The 20,716-nt window shown below is 43.3% G+C and carries 12 protein-coding genes and 3 pseudogenes; 13 read left to right on the top strand and 2 right to left on the bottom strand.

Translation table 11 applies throughout. The annotated features are described in order from the left end of the window. The first annotated feature begins 36 nt into the window (after positions 1–36). The 11 genes and pseudogenes from QFZ81_RS26185 to QFZ81_RS26135 all read left to right on the top strand — a co-directional run bounded on the left by QFZ81_RS26185 (position 37) and on the right by QFZ81_RS26135 (position 14,429). Positions 37–549, top strand: a complete 513-nt coding sequence (locus tag QFZ81_RS26185) for a VanZ family protein (RefSeq protein ID WP_307605349.1) — start codon at positions 37–39, stop codon at positions 547–549. Between the two features lie 215 nt (positions 550–764). Further along, a complete protein-coding gene (locus QFZ81_RS26180; protein WP_307605348.1) occupies positions 765–1,544 on the top strand; it encodes a copper amine oxidase N-terminal domain-containing protein in 780 nt (259 codons plus the stop codon). A gap of 502 nt (positions 1,545–2,046) precedes the next feature. Further along, positions 2,047–2,772: a metallophosphoesterase family protein gene (locus QFZ81_RS26175; protein WP_307605347.1), complete on the top strand. Its 726-nt coding sequence runs from the start codon at positions 2,047–2,049 to the stop codon at positions 2,770–2,772. Between the two features lie 733 nt (positions 2,773–3,505). Next, positions 3,506–5,314: a group II intron reverse transcriptase/maturase gene (gene ltrA, locus QFZ81_RS26170; RefSeq protein WP_307605346.1), complete on the top strand. Its 1,809-nt coding sequence runs from the start codon at positions 3,506–3,508 to the stop codon at positions 5,312–5,314. Positions 5,315–5,947: 633 nt separating this feature from the next. Then, a pseudogene (locus QFZ81_RS26165) lies at positions 5,948–7,748 on the top strand (reverse transcriptase/maturase family protein). A 660-nt stretch (positions 7,749–8,408) separates the two neighbouring features. Then, positions 8,409–9,731, top strand: a complete 1,323-nt coding sequence (ltrA, locus tag QFZ81_RS26160; RefSeq protein WP_307605345.1) for a group II intron reverse transcriptase/maturase — start codon at positions 8,409–8,411, stop codon at positions 9,729–9,731. Positions 9,732–10,009: 278 nt separating this feature from the next. Continuing rightward, entirely contained in the window at positions 10,010–11,251 is a 1,242-nt protein-coding gene (locus tag QFZ81_RS26155) for a sensor histidine kinase (RefSeq protein WP_307605344.1), read from the top strand. 13 nt (positions 11,252–11,264) lie between these two features. Further along, positions 11,265–11,894, top strand: coding sequence for a response regulator (locus QFZ81_RS26150; RefSeq protein ID WP_307449473.1), 630 nt, complete (start codon positions 11,265–11,267; stop codon positions 11,892–11,894). 420 nt (positions 11,895–12,314) lie between these two features. Beyond that, positions 12,315–13,331, top strand: a complete 1,017-nt coding sequence (gene msrA / locus QFZ81_RS26145) for a peptide-methionine (S)-S-oxide reductase MsrA (RefSeq protein ID WP_307607040.1) — start codon at positions 12,315–12,317, stop codon at positions 13,329–13,331. Continuing rightward, a complete protein-coding gene (locus tag QFZ81_RS26140; protein WP_307440061.1) occupies positions 13,328–13,786 on the top strand; it encodes a DinB family protein in 459 nt (152 codons plus the stop codon). The genes msrA and QFZ81_RS26140 overlap by 4 nt, the downstream gene beginning before the upstream one ends. Positions 13,787–14,162: 376 nt before the next feature. Continuing rightward, positions 14,163–14,429, top strand: coding sequence for a hypothetical protein (locus QFZ81_RS26135; RefSeq protein WP_307605343.1), 267 nt, complete (start codon positions 14,163–14,165; stop codon positions 14,427–14,429). 411 nt (positions 14,430–14,840) lie between these two features. On the opposite strand, the pseudogene QFZ81_RS26130 reads toward QFZ81_RS26135, so the two are convergent. Together QFZ81_RS26130 and QFZ81_RS26125 are read right to left on the bottom strand one after the other, a co-directional pair. Further along, positions 14,841–16,037 (bottom strand): annotated as a pseudogene (locus QFZ81_RS26130) (IS110 family RNA-guided transposase). 763 nt (positions 16,038–16,800) lie between these two features. After that, positions 16,801–17,076 carry a hypothetical protein gene (locus QFZ81_RS26125; protein WP_307440063.1) on the bottom strand — a complete coding sequence of 92 codons (276 nt, stop codon included), beginning with the start codon at positions 17,074–17,076 and terminating at the stop codon, positions 16,801–16,803. A 185-nt stretch (positions 17,077–17,261) separates the two neighbouring features. Here QFZ81_RS26125 and QFZ81_RS26120 point away from each other — a divergent pair. Beyond that, a pseudogene (locus QFZ81_RS26120) lies at positions 17,262–17,628 on the top strand (SDR family oxidoreductase). 15 nt (positions 17,629–17,643) lie between these two features. Next, on the top strand, positions 17,644–20,616 hold the full coding sequence (locus QFZ81_RS26115; RefSeq protein ID WP_307605342.1) for an OmpL47-type beta-barrel domain-containing protein: 2,973 nt from the start codon (positions 17,644–17,646) through the stop codon (positions 20,614–20,616). The last annotated feature ends 100 nt before the right edge of the window (positions 20,617–20,716 follow it).

Here is a 20,716-nt window from a genome sequence, read left to right as displayed (position 1 = left end):
AGTTTTCCTTACCCTTATTAGAAGAGGTAAGGAGGAGTGAAGACGAGAACAATGAATCTAACGAAACTAATGAATCGCCTTGTGGTGCCAGGACTGTTTGCCTTATACTTGCTTACATTATTTAGAGTCATTTTATTTAAGTACGGCTCGATTGATATAGACTTTCTTTGGCATCGACTGCAGAAAAATCTGGAAAATCCTGAGTATAGTATGCACCGAATGCAGTATGGTAATTTTATTCCGCTTAAAACAATTTCCGATACCGTTCTAAGTCCGTCAAGTCATGAAGTAATCAATTTGGTCGGGAATATCTTGGCATTCATGCCGTATGGAATTTTCCTTTTATTATTGTCTAAAAGCAAAACGATTTCGCTTTTTGGAGTATTTATCCAATCACTGGGAATGAGCATACTCTTGGAATGCTTGCAGGTCTTTTTTTCCATTGGAAATTTTGATGTGGATGATCTGATCCTGAATACCTCTGGAGGCCAACTCGGGTACTGTGTTTTTAGGTTGTATGGCAAGTATGTTGGAATTAAACAATTGTAAGGCTCTCGTCTTAAGTCATTAACCTAACGGCGAACTATAGTTCAGGAGCTGCATTAATGCGGCTCCTTTTTATGATTTCATTAAGCTATCCGGCAGGATACTAAAGTAACTTGTATTGATATTAGTATTGGATTTTCAATAGCCAAGACTCCGATTTCCGAAATATGGTAATATAGAAATTGGATAAATTTAAAAGGCGAAAGGAGTTTAAATTTTTGAAAACATCTGCTCGTAAATTCATATGTATATTTAATTTACTTCTCTTCTTGTTAGTTCCGAACGTATATGCGGAGGGTTCCCAGCCAGTGATTACCGTTTTTTTAAATGATGAGCAAATAAAATTTGATCAAGATCCAGTTCTAGTTGATGGGAACACCTTAGTTCAATTCCGACTTATATTCGAAAAACTCGGATACTCAGTTGAATGGGAAGAAACAACTAAAAGAATCACCGCTCAACGTCATGGGAATAAGATTATTATGGTCATTGGAGGTATCACGGCTTCTGCAAATAACATTTCCTATATTCTTGATAAGTTACCGCAAATCATTGACGGTTCTACTGTTGTACCCCTCAGATTTATTGCAGAAGCATCAGGTGCTGTTGTGACTTGGGATCAAGATAAACATCAAATAAATATAAAAGCAGATAGAAACGAAGCACCGGAGCTGAAAATTAATAGATTAATTGAGGGTTATGCTTTTTCAAATAGTACTCACGATTTCGTAGGTGCAATTACAAGAAGTAATGGCACAAAGTGCAACGGATATGAGGTAAAAGGAGTCTCATTTGAGAACAAGGGGAAGGTAGCTATTGTTGATTACACTTTAGATTTTTGGGTTAGTCAACCAAAGCTAATAAATAGTGAAACTACCAATAAAGAAAGTATGAATATAACTGTTGAAATTAAACAAAAAGTCATTTCAGATGAAGATGGTAATTGGCATCTTTCCCCTATAATCAAAGATAGGGAATATCTTGTTGTACCTAAATAAGGATGTTGTAAAAAAGTCATTTTTCGCGGCTTTTGATATTTTCATTTATTTAGTTCTAAATCACGTTACAACATGGGAAATAGTGAAATTGTTTGGAGCGGTGGTGGTAACAATTAGAACGCCTGAACTTTATGAATTAGAGTACTTTTTTGAGTGTGATGCAAAATATGTTGATGAAGGGGTACCTTGGCAATATACGAGTGTTGCAAGTCGATGTGGGGGTTAAGAATGTATCTTGTTAAAAGATTACGAAAGCCTAATTCTTTAATTTGACAATGAGAATTTTGTTGTTCTATTGGAATTACAAACCAAACCGACAATCAAGATTACATGGGGGACATCATTAGAATTACACAGGTAATTATTAAGCTAAAGGAAAACGAGAGTTGAGGAGCTGTGTAAAATGCAGCTTCTCTTTTTCATTTAAGTAATAACAGGATAAAGTAATTATATGGATAATATGTATATAGAACAAAATATCTCTTGGAATGGGAGTATGTTAATGAAAAAAATAGCAGTAATAACCGATATTCACGGAAATAGCCCTGCATTAATGGCGGTGCTTCAGGATATCACTTCCAAGAGTGTTGATCACATTTATTGTTTGGGGGATGTAGTTGGTATTGGACCCGATTCCAACGAAGTTCTTGAATTACTATTGTCACGAACTGATGTTTCATTCGTCGTGGGTAATCATGACGTAGCGGTAATGGCCGCTTTTTATGGAGATGACGCTCCGAAAGGACATCAAAATGAACGGCACCATCACCAATGGTTGGCAGATAGAATTAACCCCGAGTACATCGAAGCGATGAGTAAATGGCCAAAACAATTAATCGTCAATCATTTCAATAAAGAACTGCTATTCACTCATTATCATCTCAATCAAGAAGGCTGGTTTTTGTCTATTGAAAAGAACCCGTCAACGGAGAATTTAGATCAACTCTACAAAGAAACCAAGTATAAGATGGTATGCTTTGGTCATCATCATATGATTCACCATTTTGTTTCTAGCAAAAGAACTTATTTTAATCCTGGTGCATTAGGTTGTCACGATAAACCGCGCGCTAGATACGGCATTGTTTCGTTAACGGAGAAAGCAATCAGCGAAGAGTTAATTGAAGTGCCCTACGACAATAAGGAGTTTCTGCAATCTTATATTCAGTTGCAAGTTCCTGAACGGGAATTTATTCTGAAAATTTTTCACGGTGGGCAATTAACTTATTAGGAACGATTTGTTGAACTAACGCAGAAGTACGACAAGTTCTGCCATAAGCACCAAACAGTGTGAAAAGCAGGAGATTACAACAAGTAATCTTAACTTTACAACCAAGGATGGGAATGACGGATCCATGTATCCCGAAACCATCCCGCCAATACTCCTGCACGCGTCATATTTAACAGAACATGAGGTGTGAAGTACAGGTAGATTCGGCAAAACGAAGGCTGAAGCCATTCTAATAGAAAAAGGTATGCCAACGGATATGTCGCGTGGCTGAAAAACTGAATATGGTGAGAATGCTCGTACAGAAACGATCTGACGAACTTCCGAATGTACAGGTCTAAAGTTAGAGCATGCGGAAACGTATGTACCATCAGACGATGGGGTGAGTGGCGTAAAGTAAACTTTCTGCTATGAAATACGCTATGCCGAACTATGGTGGCATCATTCTCACAGGCTTAGAGGAAGCACCTAAGTTCAGAACGGATAGCTAGGTTGCAAGGGACTTGGAAAACAAGGGACGTTGCAGGAAGGGCTGTTACCCGAAACGGTTGCAATAAGGCACTTGCCGAAATGGATTTATCCTTGTGAGGGCAGGGGCACGACTGATGAAGCCTCTGTAATGGAGGTGGAGGAACAGCCCCAAGTCTAATTGAAAAGAACGATTATTTTCCATACGTGAATTGCACCGATCAGGTAGGAATGTGGGGACATCGCTTCGTCAAGGAGGGGTGCCACAGTGCAAACTTTACGAAATTGGGAGTATTACGGCATGACGGAATCTTTTACGGACTTGTACGCTAGAGCGGTAAACAAGGAAACTTTTTCACATCTCTATGAGATCGTCACATCCAGAGAAAATATTTTGCTTGCTTACCGCACGATGAAGTCCAATAAAGGATCAAAGACACCAGGAACAGATGGACAAACCATCAAAGACATCGAACAACGACCCGAACAAGAACTAGTGAGTGAAATCCAAAGCGTACTTGAAAACTACCGCCCCAAGAAAGTCAGACGGAAGCTTATCGAAAAAGATAACGGTAAAATGAGACCGCTTGGCATCCCATGCATCCTCGATCGCATCATTCAACAGTGCTTCAAGCAAGTCCTTGAGCCCATAGCTGAAGCCCAATTTTACAACCATAGCTATGGTTTCAGACCCCTTCGATCGACACACCATGCCATGGCAAGAATTCAATTTCTCATTAATCAGGCGTCGATGCATTTTGTAGTCGACATCGACATATTGGGGTTTTTCGACAACGTCAACCATACCTTGCTCGTGAAGCAACTTTGGAATTTGGGCATTCAAGATAGAAAGGTTCTAGCATGCATCTCTAAAATGCTAAAAGCTGAAATCGACGGGGAAGGAATACCTTCAAAAGGCGTGCCTCAAGGGGGCTTGCTATCAACACTGCTCTCGAACATTGTACTGAATGACCTCGATCACTGGGTGGCTGGTCAATGGGAACTCTTTCCGCTGACAAAACCTTTCAAATCAAGAACTGGCGAAAGGGCTGCGAAAATACGGTCTAGCCTGAAAGAAGGCTATCTGGTGCGCTACGCCGATGACTTCAAAATCATTTGTCGCGATTGGAAGTCCGCCCAGAGGTGGTACCATGCGGTAGTTTTGTATCTCAAAGACCGTCTGAAACTCGACGTCTCACCAGAGAAATCGCAAATTATCAATCTGCGAAAAAGAGAGTCAGAATTTCTTGGTTTTACAATCCGAGCAAACAAAAAGGGTCAAAAGCGAGTGGCGCATACGGGCATTAAAGCAGGCAAAAGGCGGAAAATCAGAAGCGAAGCCAAGAAACACATTCTCAGAATGAGGACTTCGCCAACGGCTCTAAATGCTGCTCGGTTCAACAGCTTCGTTTTAGGAATTCACAACTACTTCAATCGGGCAACACATGTTAGTGTTGCGTTCTCACGTCTTGCCTACGATCTGCGAGCTTTCATGTACAATCGTCTCAAACAAATCGGGAAATACGAGCATCCTGCAAACCCACCGCCAACGTACAGTAAATTTTACAGCTTGGGTTACAGGACTTTTAAAGTAGCAGATGTCTATTTATATCCTCTAGCGAATGTGAAAACAAAGAATACGATGGGCTTCAGTACAGGGCTTTCGCTCTTTACCACAGCAGGCAGAGAACAAATACACAAAAAGCTTCGACCGGATTTACGTCAGGAAATTTACTTACTAACAAAATCTAGCATCCCGAATAAGAGTGTTGAATATTTGGATAATCGGATTAGTCGGTACATCATGAAAATGGGGAAATGCGAAATTACAGGCATGTATATCTTCGCATCCGATGTTTACTGCCACCACTATATCCCCTTGCACTTAGGTGGAAATGACAAGTTTACTAATTTGCGTATCCTCCATAAAGAGGTCGGGCAACTTATTCCTCAAACACAAAAAGAGACGATTGAAAAAGAGACGATTGACGTACTCAAGAATAAACTGGGTTTAACGGAATTGATGATGAACCAGATCAACAAATACCGTGAAAAATATGCTTTAGAACCAGTTTAACATATCCCAAATCAATGAGTAACGAGGAACTTATGATCTAGTAAATTCATTTAGAGGGAACGCGGAGTACTGGGAAACCGTGCGCCATGTCATTCCTGACCTGGAATTATTCGAATATCGGATCAAAGCTCTTGGAAGTGCTTTGAGAACAACCTCCTTACCTAGACTCGAAAGGGCGAGGGGACAAGAGCATGGAGGGAACGCAGAGAATATTTGAAAGCTGTTTAAGGTATTGCTTTGCTAGTTCTGTACAATATGGTTAAAGCTAAATTGCTTGAACTTCAATCACCAGTGATGGAACAGTACATTCAGGGATACACAGCTTAAATACTCCCTGCCCCAATATACTCAAATACTAGTTTCGTTTGAGGAAATCCAAGATTGAGGGACGTTGAGCAATGAGCTCAATTAAGGTAATGAGTGAAGAACCTAAGTTGTACTAACGTTTCGGATAGGAAGAACATGGGATTCCCTAAGGGAGGCGACTCCTATGGGAACGGAGTTTCCGTAGTACCCAATGTAGGTCTGTAATGGATTCTGCACAGATGGACTGTAATATGTGCCATTGACTCAATTACTGAGTAGGGGAAGGGAGACAGGTAATTATGATATCAATTCTTGGAGGTATGCGAAATGCAGGAAGCCGAAAAAGTTTTGAATATCATCAGCGACAGAGGTAAAAGGAACCTTCCACTTGAAAGAATCTACCGCATGCTTTTTAATCGAGAACTTTATCTAATTGCATACCATAACATCTATTCAAATAATGGTGCGATGACCAAAGGAGTCAACAGTGAGACCGTTGATGGAATGTCACTAAAGAAAATAGATGACATTATATCAAGACTCCAAATGGAAACGTACAAATGGATGCCAGTTAGAAGAGTTTTTATTCCAAAGAAGAACGGAAAAATGCGTCCGCTAGGTATGCCATCATGGTCAGATAAGCTTTTACAAGAAGTTATTCGATTGATTCTCGATGCTTATTATGATCCTCAATTCAGCGACAGGTCGCATGGTTTTCGTAAAAACCGAGGTTGCCAAACCGCACTCGAAACAATTCGAACTAACGGTTGGAAAAGTGTTAAATGGTTTGTAGAAGGAGGATATTAGTGACTGTTTCGGGAGCATAGATCATGATATCCTCATTCAGATCATTGGCGGAAAGATTCTAGATAATCGATTCCTTAGATTAATCAACAACCTATTGAAAAGCGGATACATAGAGGAATTTAAACACCATACCACTTTGAGTGGCGCACCGCAGGGGGGCATTCTTAGTCCATTACTATCTAACATCTATATGGATCGCTTAGACCAATTTGTTGAAACTACGCTAATGCCTGAGTTTACAGTTGGTGTTAAACGTACTGAGAACAAAGAGTACGTACGACTGAAAAACCAAATCAGGAAATTTCAAAGACATAAAGATTGGCAAATGGTAAAGCACATAAGGAAACAGTTTCAGGCTATGCCTTCCAAAGATCCGAACGATCCGTACTTTAAGCGACTTTACTACGTACGGTATGCTGACGACTGGTTATTAGGAATTTCAGGAAGTAAGGAAGAAGCGATAATGATAAAAGAGCGAATTCGTGAATTCCTTATTAAAAACTTGAAACTATCCCTTAGCGAGGAGAAAACTTTGATCACCCACGCTAAGACTGAAAAGGCTAGATTCCTTGGATATGACGTACACGTATTGCATTGTGATGCAAAACATGACGATCGTGGACAGCGTAGTATAAACGGCGCTATTGGCTTAAGTATTCCAGATGAAAAGATTAGAAACAAGGCTAAGAATTATATGTCCAATGGGAGAGCAACACACCGCAAAGAACGAACTATTAACGGGGATTTCGACATTATCAGTCAATACCAATCTGAATTCCGCGGTTTCGTTCAATATTACCTCTTGGCGTACAATGCCCATAAACTCGCGAAGTTAAAACGGACGATGGAACTTTCTCTTGCTTACACGTTAGCTAACAAGCATAGAACCACTATTAATAAAGTCTTTGCTAAGTATGGAAAATATCGCAAGACCAAAGATGGTGAATACAAAGTGCTACAGGTTGTTGTTGACCGTGAAGGGAAGAAGCCATTAGAAGCATACTTTGGAGGCATCAGGTTAGGTTACCAGAAAGACATTCGTATTGAAGATGCCCCATTGATTGGCAAAATCTTTGTGAAGAGAAGCCAGTTAGTGCAGCGACTTCTTAATGACACTTGCGAACTTTGCAGTTCGAAAGGAAACATTGAGATACATCATATTCGAAAACTAAAAGACCTAGCCCAAAATGGTAGAAAAGATAAACCAGAATGGATGAAACGTATGATTGCTATGAGTCGGAAAACACTAGCAGTTTGTGGTACATGCCACATTTTAATCCATTCAGGTAAATACCAAGGAAAGAAAATCGCTGATTTATAATTACTGGCGAGCGGAGTGCATAGGAAACTTGCATGCTCCGTTCTGGGAGGGGATGTTGGAAAAGTGCTATCTTCGGGTGGTAACTCGCTGGCTTCCTACTCTACAGTACGCTCCGTGTGGAGCAGGTTGCGCCTTGAAAGCTCAAGAAACACGTGTTGCCTGAGAAGGCAACCAGAATAAAGCCTAACCAGCAGTTCTGCACCGAGTCTTGCGTGGTGCATGGTAACATGTACGACGAAGCGTAGACAGGAAGTGAGTAGGCCGGAATCAAGTGAAGAGGACAATTAGCCCCGAAATACACGAAATCGAAGCAGCCGATCTTATCCTGCTTTGGAGAAGGCAGAAACAACATTTCCGTTAATGGTGAGGAAATGTTGTTGCTTCCGGGGTTCGTACCTACGGCATGCTACCAACGGGTTTCTTGGGAACAAGGGAGGTCCGGCGGTTTCCGTACCAATGTGCGGATAGGGTTGAACAAGCCTACAAAGCGAGGGATACTTGATGACTTGCCGGAAGTCTTACTGACTGATAGTACTCCGAGGTAGGGAGAGCCTACTACATGGGGAAGCGGTCAGCAGAAATGGAATCTTTCTAAGGCAACATGGGCTCCATATAAAGGGAGGACTCAGGCCTTCATACAACGGAAGGGAATACCTAGTCATGACAACGGGATTGGAAAGAATAACAGCAAAAGCACGAGAAAATGCGTCACTTCAATTTACTTCTCTTACTCACCATATTTCTAAAGAACGAATCTGGGACTGCTTACGACACATTCCCAAACGAACAGCACCGGGAGTAGATGGAATTACTCAAGAGGAAGCTATGAAAACCTTTGAGGTCTGGGGAGATGAAATGCTCACAACCATCCATCGAAAGGGCTACCGCCCACCTGCTGTACGTAGAGTTTGGATACCGAAACCGGGAAAAAAGGAGAAGCGGCCGTTAGGTGTACCGGCTGTAGCTGATCGCGCATTACAGCGATGCACAGCCGAGGTACTATCTGCCATCTATGAACAGGACTTCTTGAATTGTTCCTTCGGAGGTAGACCGGGGAGAGGACAACACAACGCTCTCGCGACGTTAAACGAGATCATAAGCGGAAAGAAAGTAGGGTGGGTACTCGAGGCAGACCTTAAGAACTTCTTCGGAAGCTTAGATCATGAATGGATGATGAAATTCGTGGAACATCGGATCGGTGATCCGCGAATCCTCCGTCTCATTCAGCGTTGGCTTAAAGTCGGTGTTTTAGAAGACGGAGTCATTCATACTAGCGAAGAAGGAACTCCACAGGGAGGCTCGATCAGTGTTCTATTAAGTAACCTATATCTACACTACGTGCTGGATCTTTGGTTTGAGAAAGCGATAAAACCCCGCTTAAAAGGTGAAGCCTATCTTATACGATATATTGATGACTTCATTGTCTGTTTCCAATACCGAAGAGACGCTATCCGATTTCAGGAAGCACTTGAGAGAAGGCTCTGCAAATTCAAACTCCAACTAGAACCGAGCAAAACCAGGCTAATTGAATTTGGGCGGTTTGCAAGCAGACATGCTAAGGAAAGGAGTAAGAGAAAGCCAGAAACGCTTTACTTTCTAGGATTTACGCATTATTGCACGCGAAACCAGAAAGGCAATTTTATGGTGGGACGTAAAACGGAGAAGAAGCGATTGAAGCGAAGTATTGGGAAAGTGCAGGAAACAATGAGGTCAATTCGTCATGAACCTATGAAGACCCAAGCAGCCAAGGTTAACCAAATATTGCGAGGACATTATGCCTATTACGGTATGACAGGCAACATAAGGTGCCTTATCAAAGTGTACCAAGCAGCTGATAACTACTGGAGACGAATGCTAAGCAGTCGAAGCCAGAAAAGTTATGTATCTTGGGAGAAATTCGATCAACTAAAGTTGAAGTTTCCACTGTTGCGACCGAAGATTTTTATCCCGTCTGATCGGATAAAAGCTTACGCCATGCTGTAAAGCCATTTCTGAAGAGCCCGGTGCGGGAAATCCGCACGCCGGGTTCTGTGGGGGTTCGGGCCACCAGTTGGGTGGTCTCTCTACCCGGAGGAAAAGCTGGAGATTACATCAAATGCTTACCTATTGCAACCGATAGTTCAAACACTGGGATCAGATTGCCTTGGCAGCTGCTCCTTTTGTCATTAAGCTATTGGGCAGCTTAGTTCAACGCTCATTTGTGGTAAAATGAGACTGTTGGAATAATGGTTATCACTCGAATATGGAGAGGAGAGGCGATCATGCTCCAAGAAACAGATATTATGCAAAAGGCGCCGCTCTCATGGAGACTGTTTTTTGGGTTAAAGCTTGTATTTGATTTAGCACTGACCGGTTTTTTTTATTATGAAAATTCGATTACGATTTTTTGGAGATTAAGTTTTTTAGTCTTTTCATTGGTTGTTTTTCTGGTAGTTAACCAATTCTACTCGAAATTGAACAAGAGGAAAAATTGGCTTTTTCATCTACTCATCATTGATTTCTTAGTGTCAGCTTCGTATGGTTATGTCTATATTAGCGGGGATTTCCCCAATCACCTATTTGTTGGCATTACGGCGTTGGCCATTTTAATGTTTTTAAAAAAGATCCGCATGCTCATCATAGCTTGTATCATGTTACTCATCATCTATCTTATTACGATGGGCAGCATTGATTGGTATCTATATCAGCAATTGGATAAGACCAGCTATTTTATTACCTGTTCATTTATTGTTTTCGCAGGTATCGTGAGTTCTTTAATTAATTTTTATCAACGCGCACGCAAGGATACGGTGCAGTTGTATGAACAATTGAAGCAATCCCATGAGCAGCTGCAGAAATTCGCCCTCAAGACGGAAGAGTGGGCCGCCGCGAGGGAACGTGTGAGAATTGCACGCGATATTCATGACACGGTAGGTCATAAATTAACGGCTTTGCTGGTTCAAATGCAAGCGGCTCGCAAGCTAAGCCGAGTGGACCCACAACGAAGCGAACAAGCCTATCTGGAGTGTGAGGAATTGATAAGGTCCTCCTTACAAGAGTTACGTCTTTCAGTAAGGGCCATACGAGATGAACCTATACAATCTACTTCTTTAGAAGAACGTCTTCAAGCGCTCGCGGAGGAGTTTATCAAATTTGCAAAGGTGCAGACCGTCTTGGAAGTGGAAGGGAGACCTGTCACACTCCCAGGCGATCTTCAATTAACTGCTTATCGAATTGTACAAGAGTCCCTCACGAATGCCCAAAAACATGGACAAGCGAAACATGCATTCATCGTGTTGACCTACTCTGGTGAAGGATTTACTTTATGCATTCGGAATGACGGTGAGCTGCCTCACGAACTGAAACCGGGATTTGGTTTAATGAATCTGCAGGAAAGAGTGCGGGAATGGCATGGCGATGTGCATTTCCGGATGGATCAGAGAACCGGCTTCGCTGTTGAGGTGCAATTCCCTTATTCTGTAACAGAAATGGAGCGAGGATTCATTGAAAATTTTAATAGTTGACGATCAACGGCTAATGAGAGAAGGACTTGCGACCATCATCGGTTTGGAACCAGATATGGAAGTGGTGGGAATGGCCGTGGATGGGAGAGACGCCTACACCAAAGCAGCCGAATGGCGGCCGGATGTGGTGCTGATGGACATTCGAATGCCTGGAATGGATGGTATTGAAGGATCGGAATTAATCCTCAAGCACTTTCCGGTAACGAAAGTATTGATTCTGACCACATTTGATGATGCGGAGCTAATCATGAAGGTTCTGGAGAAAGGCGTCCATGGCTACTTATTAAAAGATATGCCTTCGGAGGCGATCGTAAGCGCCATTCAAACGGTTTACAATGGCGGGACTGTTTTTCAACACGAGATCACGGCAGTGCTGCTGAAAGAAATTAAAAAAATGACGGTAGAGCATCTGAACAAGGTAGATTCCGTTCAACGTACTGAGCCTGACGAGCTGGCGCTTTTAACGGATAGGGAGAAAGAGGTATTAGCTCAATTGGGTCAAGGCCTAAATAATAAAGAAATTGCGGGCTTGCTTTTTGTTACGGAAGGCACTGTGAAAAATCATGTTTCGAATCTTATCGCCAAGCTTGGGCTGCGCGACAGAACGCAAGCTGCGCTATTTTCAGTTCGTCATCTTTTATAATTAAAAGGGCATGACTTTTGGCATAGAGCATGAATTTTACCATGCTTTATTGATCAAATGTTGTGCCTTTTTTGGTGTAAACACATGACTTTCCACAGGTTTGCTTGCGCGTAATTCTTGTTAAAATCCAAGTAACGAAAAAAGGAGGAGGATAGACGTGAAAAAATTTGCTTTGACGGTGCGTTTCATCCTTGTTGTTGTTATTACATTAGTGGTTGGAACTTTGTATGAAGTAAATTGTTTTCTGAACTATTAAGAGCTAGTGTTCGTGCCATCCCAAGATGTACCGCGGAGGTGAAAGGTAACTTGAAGATAATAAACCGCAAATTATTGTTACTGCCTATAGCGCTGCTTGTCTTTATGGTTTACTCCTTTTTCAGTTCTAATCACAAAAAAGAAATCGTGAATGCTCAAGCTGCGATGACAACAGCGAATGAAGTTTCGAACACGTCCTACGAAACTGCTATTTTTGCAGGCGGCTGCTTCTGGTTGATGGAAGAGGTATTTGAGAAGCTTGATGGTGTGTCAGGCGTTGAAAGCGGCTATACGGGAGGCCATAAGGAAAATCCTACTTATGAAGAAGTAGGTTCTCAAACGACCGGACATCTCGAATCGGTGGAAGTTCGATATAACCCGAATCAGATTTCGTATGATAACCTTCTGCAGGTTTTCTGGCGAAACGTTGATCCAACGGATGCAGAGGGGCAATTTGCTAATCGCGGCAGCGAATATCAAACCGCCATATTTTATAAAAACAATGAACAAAAAGAGTTGGCTGAGGCGTCCAGAGAAGCTTTAGCAGCTTCAGGAAGGTTCAAAAAACCGATTATCACGAAGATTGAATCTGCTTCGACGTTTTACAAGGCGGAAGAAGAGCATCAAAACTTTTTCAAGAATAACCCGATCAGTTTCAAAATCAATTTGCTCGGCTCCGGCCGCGATGCAAGCTTAGATAGAATCTGGGGGAGTGACAGAAACGTGAACATTCAAAAAGGTTTTGATAAGGAAGCAAAGCTGAAAACGCTGACCAAGCTCCAATATGAGGTCACTCAACATGGGGTGGATGAAGAGCCGTTTAACAACGAATACTGGGATAACAATGAGCCAGGCATTTACGTGGATATCGTTTCCGGCGAGCCGCTGTACAGCTCAAAGGACAAATTTGATGCAGGTGTAGGCTGGCCTAATTTCACCAAACCCTTGGAGCCAAATAATCTGATTGAGAAAAATAGCCCTGGTTTTGTGTCGGTAGCTCCCGTGGTTAAAAGTAAGAATGCCGATTCCTTTCTAGGTCATAAGTTCAAGAGCGGCCCCTCACCAACGGGAGTTCGTTACTGCATTAATTCTGCAGCTTTACAATTTATACCCCTGCATGAACTTGAAGAGAGAGGTTACGGTTCGTATGTCAAGCTATTTGATGAGGAGGATTATAAATGAGAGAAGAATTTGTATTCCATTCTTTTAACAAACAACAAGACGCATTTATTGACTTAGTTAACAAATGTCCCATTGACAAACGTAATGTTGTGCCGACAGGCTTTGAAACTAACCTTCTATGGCATGTCGGGCATGTGCTTGTCGTTACTGAATTCCATGTGTTTTGTCTTGCAGACTTGCCTCGAGTTCTTCCGGAAAACTATCAAAACTTGTTTGCATACCGTACCAAAACTTCAGATTGGACAGAAGAACCGCCAACCTGGGAGCTAATAATTGCTCAACTGAAAGAACAACGTTACCTGATACATGAGTTGAAAGATAAACTGGAAGTACCTGTAAAAGAGAACTTTCTGAAGGCGGACAATATTGGAGAGCTAATTCTCTCAACATCTGAGCATTTAGCCACTCATATAGGTGTCGTCTCTGCTATGATCAAAATTCTAAAAGATGAATAGAAAGGGAGAACAGCAGTCCTTGATGGCTGCTGTTTTGCCGTGTTTAGAGGGTTTTTCAAGCTAGGTAGACAAACCTTTCTTGCTTCATTAGCAGGGCATAAATCCAGTGATGCAGTTTGTTAACACTGGCGATGAGGGTAGCGCGACTTTTAGACTTCTAGACGCTAATTCAATGTAAGGGATTCCTCTCCATCTTCTCAGGATAAATCGATGGGAATTAGAGTTACGCTGAAGTAACGGGTAGATTACACGAATGATGCATCGTGATAGAATTAAAAGTATGGGGGATGGATTCCTTCTAATAATGATATGTATAGTCTTACTAATGGCGTTGCCTCGCGTATTGTCGAATACGTAAAGAAGAAGGTGAATGGGAATGAGTAGAGATTTTGAGGGGAGAAAGTTTCAACTTTGGCATTATAAAGTTAGTCATGGTGAATTACTTATCAGAAGCCCAAAGAATGATAAAAATTATAAGAATATCGATATCATGTTTTTTGATGTTAAGTATATAGAAGTACCTAGGTTTTTACCTAATATAAAAATAGAAGTAGTTAATGAAGATGATATCAGCTATGTATGTGATAAACTTACTAAAAATGTTGCTAAGGAAGATATATATATATATCATAAAATCAAATAATATCCGATATATTGTTGTTGCTGGTGCAATTAATATTGTTGAAAATGAATTGGATTTATTTGAGCTTCCGTTTAATTGAGTAGGGTTTTGTCACATCAGTATCTTAACTATTCAGGCTTTATATAAGTGTGAAGGATTGGTATGAAGGACTGCCGAAAGGCAGTCTTTTTTCTAATTTATAGTGCAATGAACACTACTATTATAGGGTGACAAGAACAGTAACTTATTCCCGACGGAGGTACACTGTACGCTTAGTGAAATCCTTTGCCATTCAGCTATTCCAGCTAATAGCTTGTCAATATTTTATTATTAATGGCGGATTCATGAGGTGGTATACTTAAAAAAGTGCATGGGAAAGAACCGTCCCATAAAGCACGGAAAGACATTCCATATATTTCTATTTCTTGCTACTTACTCTAAACGGAACGATTCCTTAGTAGTCAAGATGGCAAAAATCCAGTGGATGAGTTTATTCACACAAGCAATTATCGCTACTTTGAACAGCTTTCCTTCAGCACGCTTCTTATCATAATAAGCTCTTAGTTTTTTATTTCTATTACTACGAATACCACATCGTACAGCTTGATATAGGGCAGTACGAAGCCTCCTGGAACCGTGCTTAGTTATTTTATTTATGGTTGCTGTAAACTTGCCTGAAGAAAAAACACTCGGATCTATACCAGCAAAGGCAACAAGTTTCTTTGCGTGATTGAACCGATCGATTTCCCCGATCTCAGCTAAAATTGTTGCAGCAATTTTAGTGCCAATCCCGGGTATCGATTGGATTAAATCATATTCAAGTAACGCTTCAGCTAGGGCCTCTATCGATTTATTAAGGTCTGCTAGATGGTCCTGGTATTGAAGAAGCAATTTGATGAGCAGCTGCATGGAGATCAAATGGCTTGAAAAAGCCGTTTCCTTAAAGGGGTTTCGCTTTGCTGCAGCCCCTAGGATTTGAGCGCGTTCCAAGCACCATGAGACGGATCTGCCGCGTCCAGTAAGACGCCCGATTGCAGTTGTAATCTCCAACTCGGACATTTCTAGGACTTCTTTAGACGTTGGGTGTAAAGCCAGAAATCGAAGGGAAACCTTTGAATAAAGGTCACCAAACACGCCATGATATTCTGGAAAACTTGATCCAGAATAGCCTGAAACTGTAGTTTTGCTTGGACATACATACCCGTTAAAGATTCATGTTGGCGTGTTAGATAGCGTAAATTCATGAGATGCTGACCCCGCTTTTTGTAAGGTTCAAACTCTTCTTTATAGAACAGCGTCCCTAATAGATGGGCATCAGCGGCATCCGTCTTCAACCGTCGCAAATTGGTTTTCTTGGCGTTATGTGAGATTAAAGGATTAATGACGATGTTCAAATACTGGTGCTCATCCAGAAACTGAACAACGGGGCTAGATAATGGCCTGTTGCTTCCATAACAATGGAGGGACGCATCCCTGCAGCTGATTCCACTCCTCTCATATAATTTAGAAAAGATGCTAACCCTTCAAGATCATGATTAAACCAAAGATCTTCCCATGAGGTACTCCACGGTCTAAAGAAGCTTGTGCATGGCTCTCTCCCTTTGATACATCCAAACCAATGACTGGAATTCATAACTTCACTCCTGTAGTATTTTCACCGGCAACCCCTAACCTTCTTGTCTTCCACACTATCGCATGTGATACGGGATTCATGTCCCAACCAGCCTAACCATGGTTGAACAAGTAGGGGGGATGAACTGAATAGCTCTCGGGATCCAAGTCCCACGGGCAGAATCGTTCGATCCCCGGCTACCGTTATCTTACGGCCTCAAAAAAATGAGGTCGACCAGAAATATCTGGTGACCTCATAATACGAACGGGCAGGTTGGACGACGCGCCTTCTCTCCATTCTAACTGCCCTTTTTTGAAACTAGTTTTCATTTACTACCATTTCCAGATCATACAGTTCTCTGTTCCCTTTTTCATTCCTTCAGCTGCCTTCTAATTCCGAAAGGTTATTAAATGGTAGAGTCGATCACCTTCAGCCCCTCATGGGCTTTCTATGCGCCTATGTTATGTTCTGCGAGTCCTGCAGTTATTCTAAAAATAAGAGGAATGGAAAAGACCATCGAAATGGTCGGGTCGTCCGGTCTGACACGCGAGAGCATTGTGTTTGATGTCGGTTTATTCGAGGGTATCGCGTCATGGGACCGGTGGCCTATATTCGCAAACGCCTTGGAGGTTCAATTCTTAAGAATACTCACTTTATTCTTAAAAAACAGCATATGACTTGCTTCCTCACTTTGTTACTATGAAGTTTGTCGAGGTGTCGCTGAACACATAAGCCACGGGCGGACTGTGCTTGCCCGAAAACGATGCGTTTTGCGTCTGCCTAAATAAACGGTGGAAAGGAGATGTCGTCGGACATCACTTTGCAGGCAGGCGGAACAAGGGGATTGGGAAATTTCCCCGAGTTGGAGCATCCATTCGGGCTGCGCGACGGCGATAATTCGTTTATATGGGCCATGGGCGATTTCTTTCCTTTATCGTGATAACCGATGGCTTGCACCACTTCTTTCACTTCTTCTTCGCTAAGCAACGTTTGCACGAAGTTCGTAAATGGGGCAATCTTTTCATGAGAGGTCATCTTTTCGATTCGTGGTGTCATGATTACCGATTCTACTAAACGCAAAGTCTCTTTTCATATTTTATTCCCTGTTAATGGATAATCAACACACCTGATGTCCGACATCTGTCTGCAACGTTATAGACGAGGGTACCGTCAGCGCGCTCGAGGCGCAGTGAGCGTTATTGACATTCTGTCAACTCGCGGGCATCATCAAGCGAATCCCAATGACCGAGATGAGCGCAAAGGACTTCCGTCAGGTCATCGACGTTGACTTAAACGCGCCGTTCATCGTGGCAAACGCTTTCAAACAGTCGATGATAAAGAAAGGCGGCGGCAAGATCATCAGCATCTGTTCGAGGTTGAGTGAGCTGGGCCGCGAGACAGTCAGTGCCTATGCGGCAGCCGCCCCCCTTCAACCAGTTTATCATCAGCAAGATGCCCGCGGCCCGTTGGGGCACGCCGGACGATTTGCAAGGTCCAGCCGTGTTTCTGGCCTCGCCCGCATCCGATTTTGTTAGCGGTTACATCCTGTATGTAGACGGAGGCATTTTGACTTACATTGGAAATAAGTCACAGAATTGCGTTATTTAAGAAAGGAGAGCGATTATGAAAAAGCATTTGAAACAGGTCTTATCGTTATTGTTATGTGTACCAATAATATGTATGCCGACGCTTGTCCTGGGATCAACAGCGAATGTTGCTGCCGCGGCTGAGAACGTCACACTGGGTGATCCTATTGTGTCTACCGGTCCCAAAGGCTTTACCACAAGGATAGAGGCGGAAGATTTTTATAAACATACAGGCAATATCTATATAAGGGACAACGGAAATACGGTACCGGGATCTGCCGCCGCGGATGATGTCGTTTTAACAGGCGCCTCGGGCGGCAAATTTGTGGATTTCAGCGACCCTGTCGCCAACTATAAAACGGGCAGCGGCTCTAATAATAACACCATTCCATCGGGGCAGGACAAGGCCAGCTGGAGGGTGATTGTACCTGCGGCGGGCGTTTATGAATTAGCTTTTAAATATAACAACCCAGCCACAAAGGTGGGCGGTTACCGAAATGTCCGCGACGAGAGGAATAGCCGCATTATTATCAACGATGATGAACCGGATTTTACGAATACTATGGATCCGCATTGGGCGGGCTGGATGATTTTCAATATGTCCGGATACATTGACAGTTATAATCCGGAGACCAACACATCCCTGACTCCGCAGACGGACAATGACTATGCAAACGTAAAAGGCAATACGGCTTGGAATAACAACTATATGAACGTCTGGCTGGAGAAGGGTGAAAATACCGTTACTTTGGGAATGGAGGCGCCTCCGGGACAGGCGGTTTACGACGGACCCAATTTGGATTATTTCGATGTGACCTATATTGGAGACCAATATGTCAGCAAGGACACGATCCCCTATCTGAGCGACGATTTCGTCTTCCAACATCCGGGCGTCTATTTCACACTGGAGGACCTTGATAACATCAAGGCAAATAAAAACAACTTGGATACAGTATATGGAAAGGGATATCAGGAACTCGTAAGCGCCACTACCTGGTTCGATAACAATAAGGTTAATCTGGCGCCTGTGCTCGATGTGGGTCCTTACAACAGCCCCAATATCGGAGGTACCGAATTTACCCGCGGCGGCAGCAAGGCGCTCTATTACGCTTTACGGTACTATTTGGACGGAGACGTAGCCTACGGGAAAAAAGCGAGAGACGTCCTCAATGGGTGGGCCAACACTCTGAAGACCCTCGGGCTCGGAAACGACTTGAAGCTGCGCATCGCCATCGTGGGGCCGGATTTCGTGAACGCCGCCGAGATCATAAGGCAAGTCTACAATAACGATCCCTCCGTTGCGCCGACGGACAAATGGCAGAAGGCAAGCATGGCCGAATTTGAGACTTTCCTGCACTTGCTGCTGTCCAAGACCTACGATTTTTATCCCCAGGCCAATGGCAACTGGGATGCTATTCTCGGCGACTTCAACATGGCCACAGCGGTCTATTTGGAGGATGTTGGCTTATTTAACGATGCGCTGAAGCAGCGGTATCTCGGCACTTACAGGGAAGGCAACACTGTGTCCATGGGAAGCCTGCCCAGCTATATTTACCCGTCCGGCGAGCAGCAGGAAAGCAGCCGCGATCAGACACACGCCAGGATGGGCATTACGGGTCTTGCTTCTCAGGCGGATATCGCCTGGAACCAGGGTATCGATCTTTACGGGGCCTATGATAACCGCCAGCTTAAAGGCACGGTGTACAGCGCGAGATATGCAGTCGGCGAGGAAGTGGAATCGGCTACGTTCATTTCCGACAAGAACAGAACGCAAAGCGGTATTGAGGCCATCGGATACGAGATCGTCGGCAACCACTATCTCAACCAGGTCGCGGACGTGGCCGCTGAGGGAGAAACGGATTTAATTTATGAAGCGGCGAAGATGCGTCTGCGTACGGGCTCAATAAATAACGAAGCCGGCCGGAAGGCTAACTATTACGGTGCGATGATTTTCACAGATAAGCCTTACGATGTTGCAATGACTTTGAGCGCCAACAAAAACGCGTTGAGCTCCGTAGGCGATGAAATCGTCCTAACGGCCAATGTGCAGACGGATTCCGGCATCAAGCGCGTAAACTGGGATATTCCGGAGTCGCTGAAGCCATACATCGATTACGAGATCATCAGCGACACGATGCTGAAGCTGAAATTGAGGGAGATGCCTGACCTTTATGAGATCGCCGGCGTCATCAAGGCAACATCCGTCAAAAAGGCCACCGTCAGCGCTACCTTCTCCATCTCAATCGACAAGAAGCCGCCGGTGACGACGGCTGCTGTCTCACCAGCTCAGCCGGACGGGCTTAATGGGTGGTATGGACACGCTGTAACAGTTAACTTTAACGCTTATGACAATCTGTCGGGCGTAGCCAAAACAGAGTACAGTTTGGATGACGGACACACATGGCAGGCTTATACATCGGCGTTAATGTTCGACAAAGATGACAAATATACCGTGAGCTACCGTTCGACGGACAACGCCGGCAATGCAGAAGCGGTGAAAACGATCGGCTTCAATCTGGATTCGACGCTACCTACAATTACGGTTACCGGACTTGTGTACGGCACGTACAGCGATTCTATGGATATTACGCCGATCCTTACGTTCAGCGATAACTTGTCCGGAGTCGACAGCAGCAAGACAACGGTCACGATAAGTACAAATGGTGAACCCCAAACCGTGCAGCAAGGAGCCACTATTCCGCTATATACGCTGCCGCTTGGTTCGCACACATTTATCGTAACGGCAAGTGACTTGGCAGGGAATACGAGTAGTCAAACCGTATTGTTCCAAACTACGACAAGCGTCCAATCCTTGCAGGCATTGGTCACACGCTTTATGAATACCGGATGGATCGATAACGCGGGCATTGCCAACAGCTTGCAGAGCAAATTGGCCAAGAACAACCTAGATACTTTCGTGAGCGAAGTGCAGGCCCAAAGCGGCAAGCATATTTCTGCGCAAGCCGCAGGCTACTTGCTTCGGGATGCCCAGTATTTGTTGTCCAAATAGTAAGAGGGTATTGCCTGCTTCCGTTAACTGACGTATCAAAGCTGCATAATTTAATAGCCTATTGTAGATCAGCCCCTCTTGTGCAAACGGAATGTAGATA

Origin of the sequence: Paenibacillus sp. V4I9, from assembly GCF_030817295.1 — a bacterium.
Classification (GTDB): Bacteria; Bacillota; Bacilli; order Paenibacillales; family NBRC-103111; genus Paenibacillus_E.
This window is presented reverse-complemented; position numbering and strand designations above follow the sequence as displayed.

Coding starts and splice junctions, on each gene's coding strand:
- QFZ81_RS26155 (WP_307605344.1), top strand. CDS start 10,010: ATGCTCCAAGAAACAGATATTATGCAAAAGGCGCCGCTCTCATGGAGA.
- msrA (WP_307607040.1), top strand. CDS start 12,315: ATGACAACAGCGAATGAAGTTTCGAACACGTCCTACGAAACTGCTATT.
- QFZ81_RS26115 (WP_307605342.1), top strand. CDS start 17,644: ATGAAAAAGCATTTGAAACAGGTCTTATCGTTATTGTTATGTGTACCA.
- QFZ81_RS26140 (WP_307440061.1), top strand. CDS start 13,328: ATGAGAGAAGAATTTGTATTCCATTCTTTTAACAAACAACAAGACGCA.
- ltrA (WP_307605345.1), top strand. CDS start 8,409: ATGACAACGGGATTGGAAAGAATAACAGCAAAAGCACGAGAAAATGCG.
- QFZ81_RS26150 (WP_307449473.1), top strand. CDS start 11,265: ATGAGAGAAGGACTTGCGACCATCATCGGTTTGGAACCAGATATGGAA.
- QFZ81_RS26135 (WP_307605343.1), top strand. CDS start 14,163: ATGAGTAGAGATTTTGAGGGGAGAAAGTTTCAACTTTGGCATTATAAA.
- QFZ81_RS26125 (WP_307440063.1), bottom strand. CDS start 17,076: ATGACACCACGAATCGAAAAGATGACCTCTCATGAAAAGATTGCCCCA.
- QFZ81_RS26175 (WP_307605347.1), top strand. CDS start 2,047: ATGAAAAAAATAGCAGTAATAACCGATATTCACGGAAATAGCCCTGCA.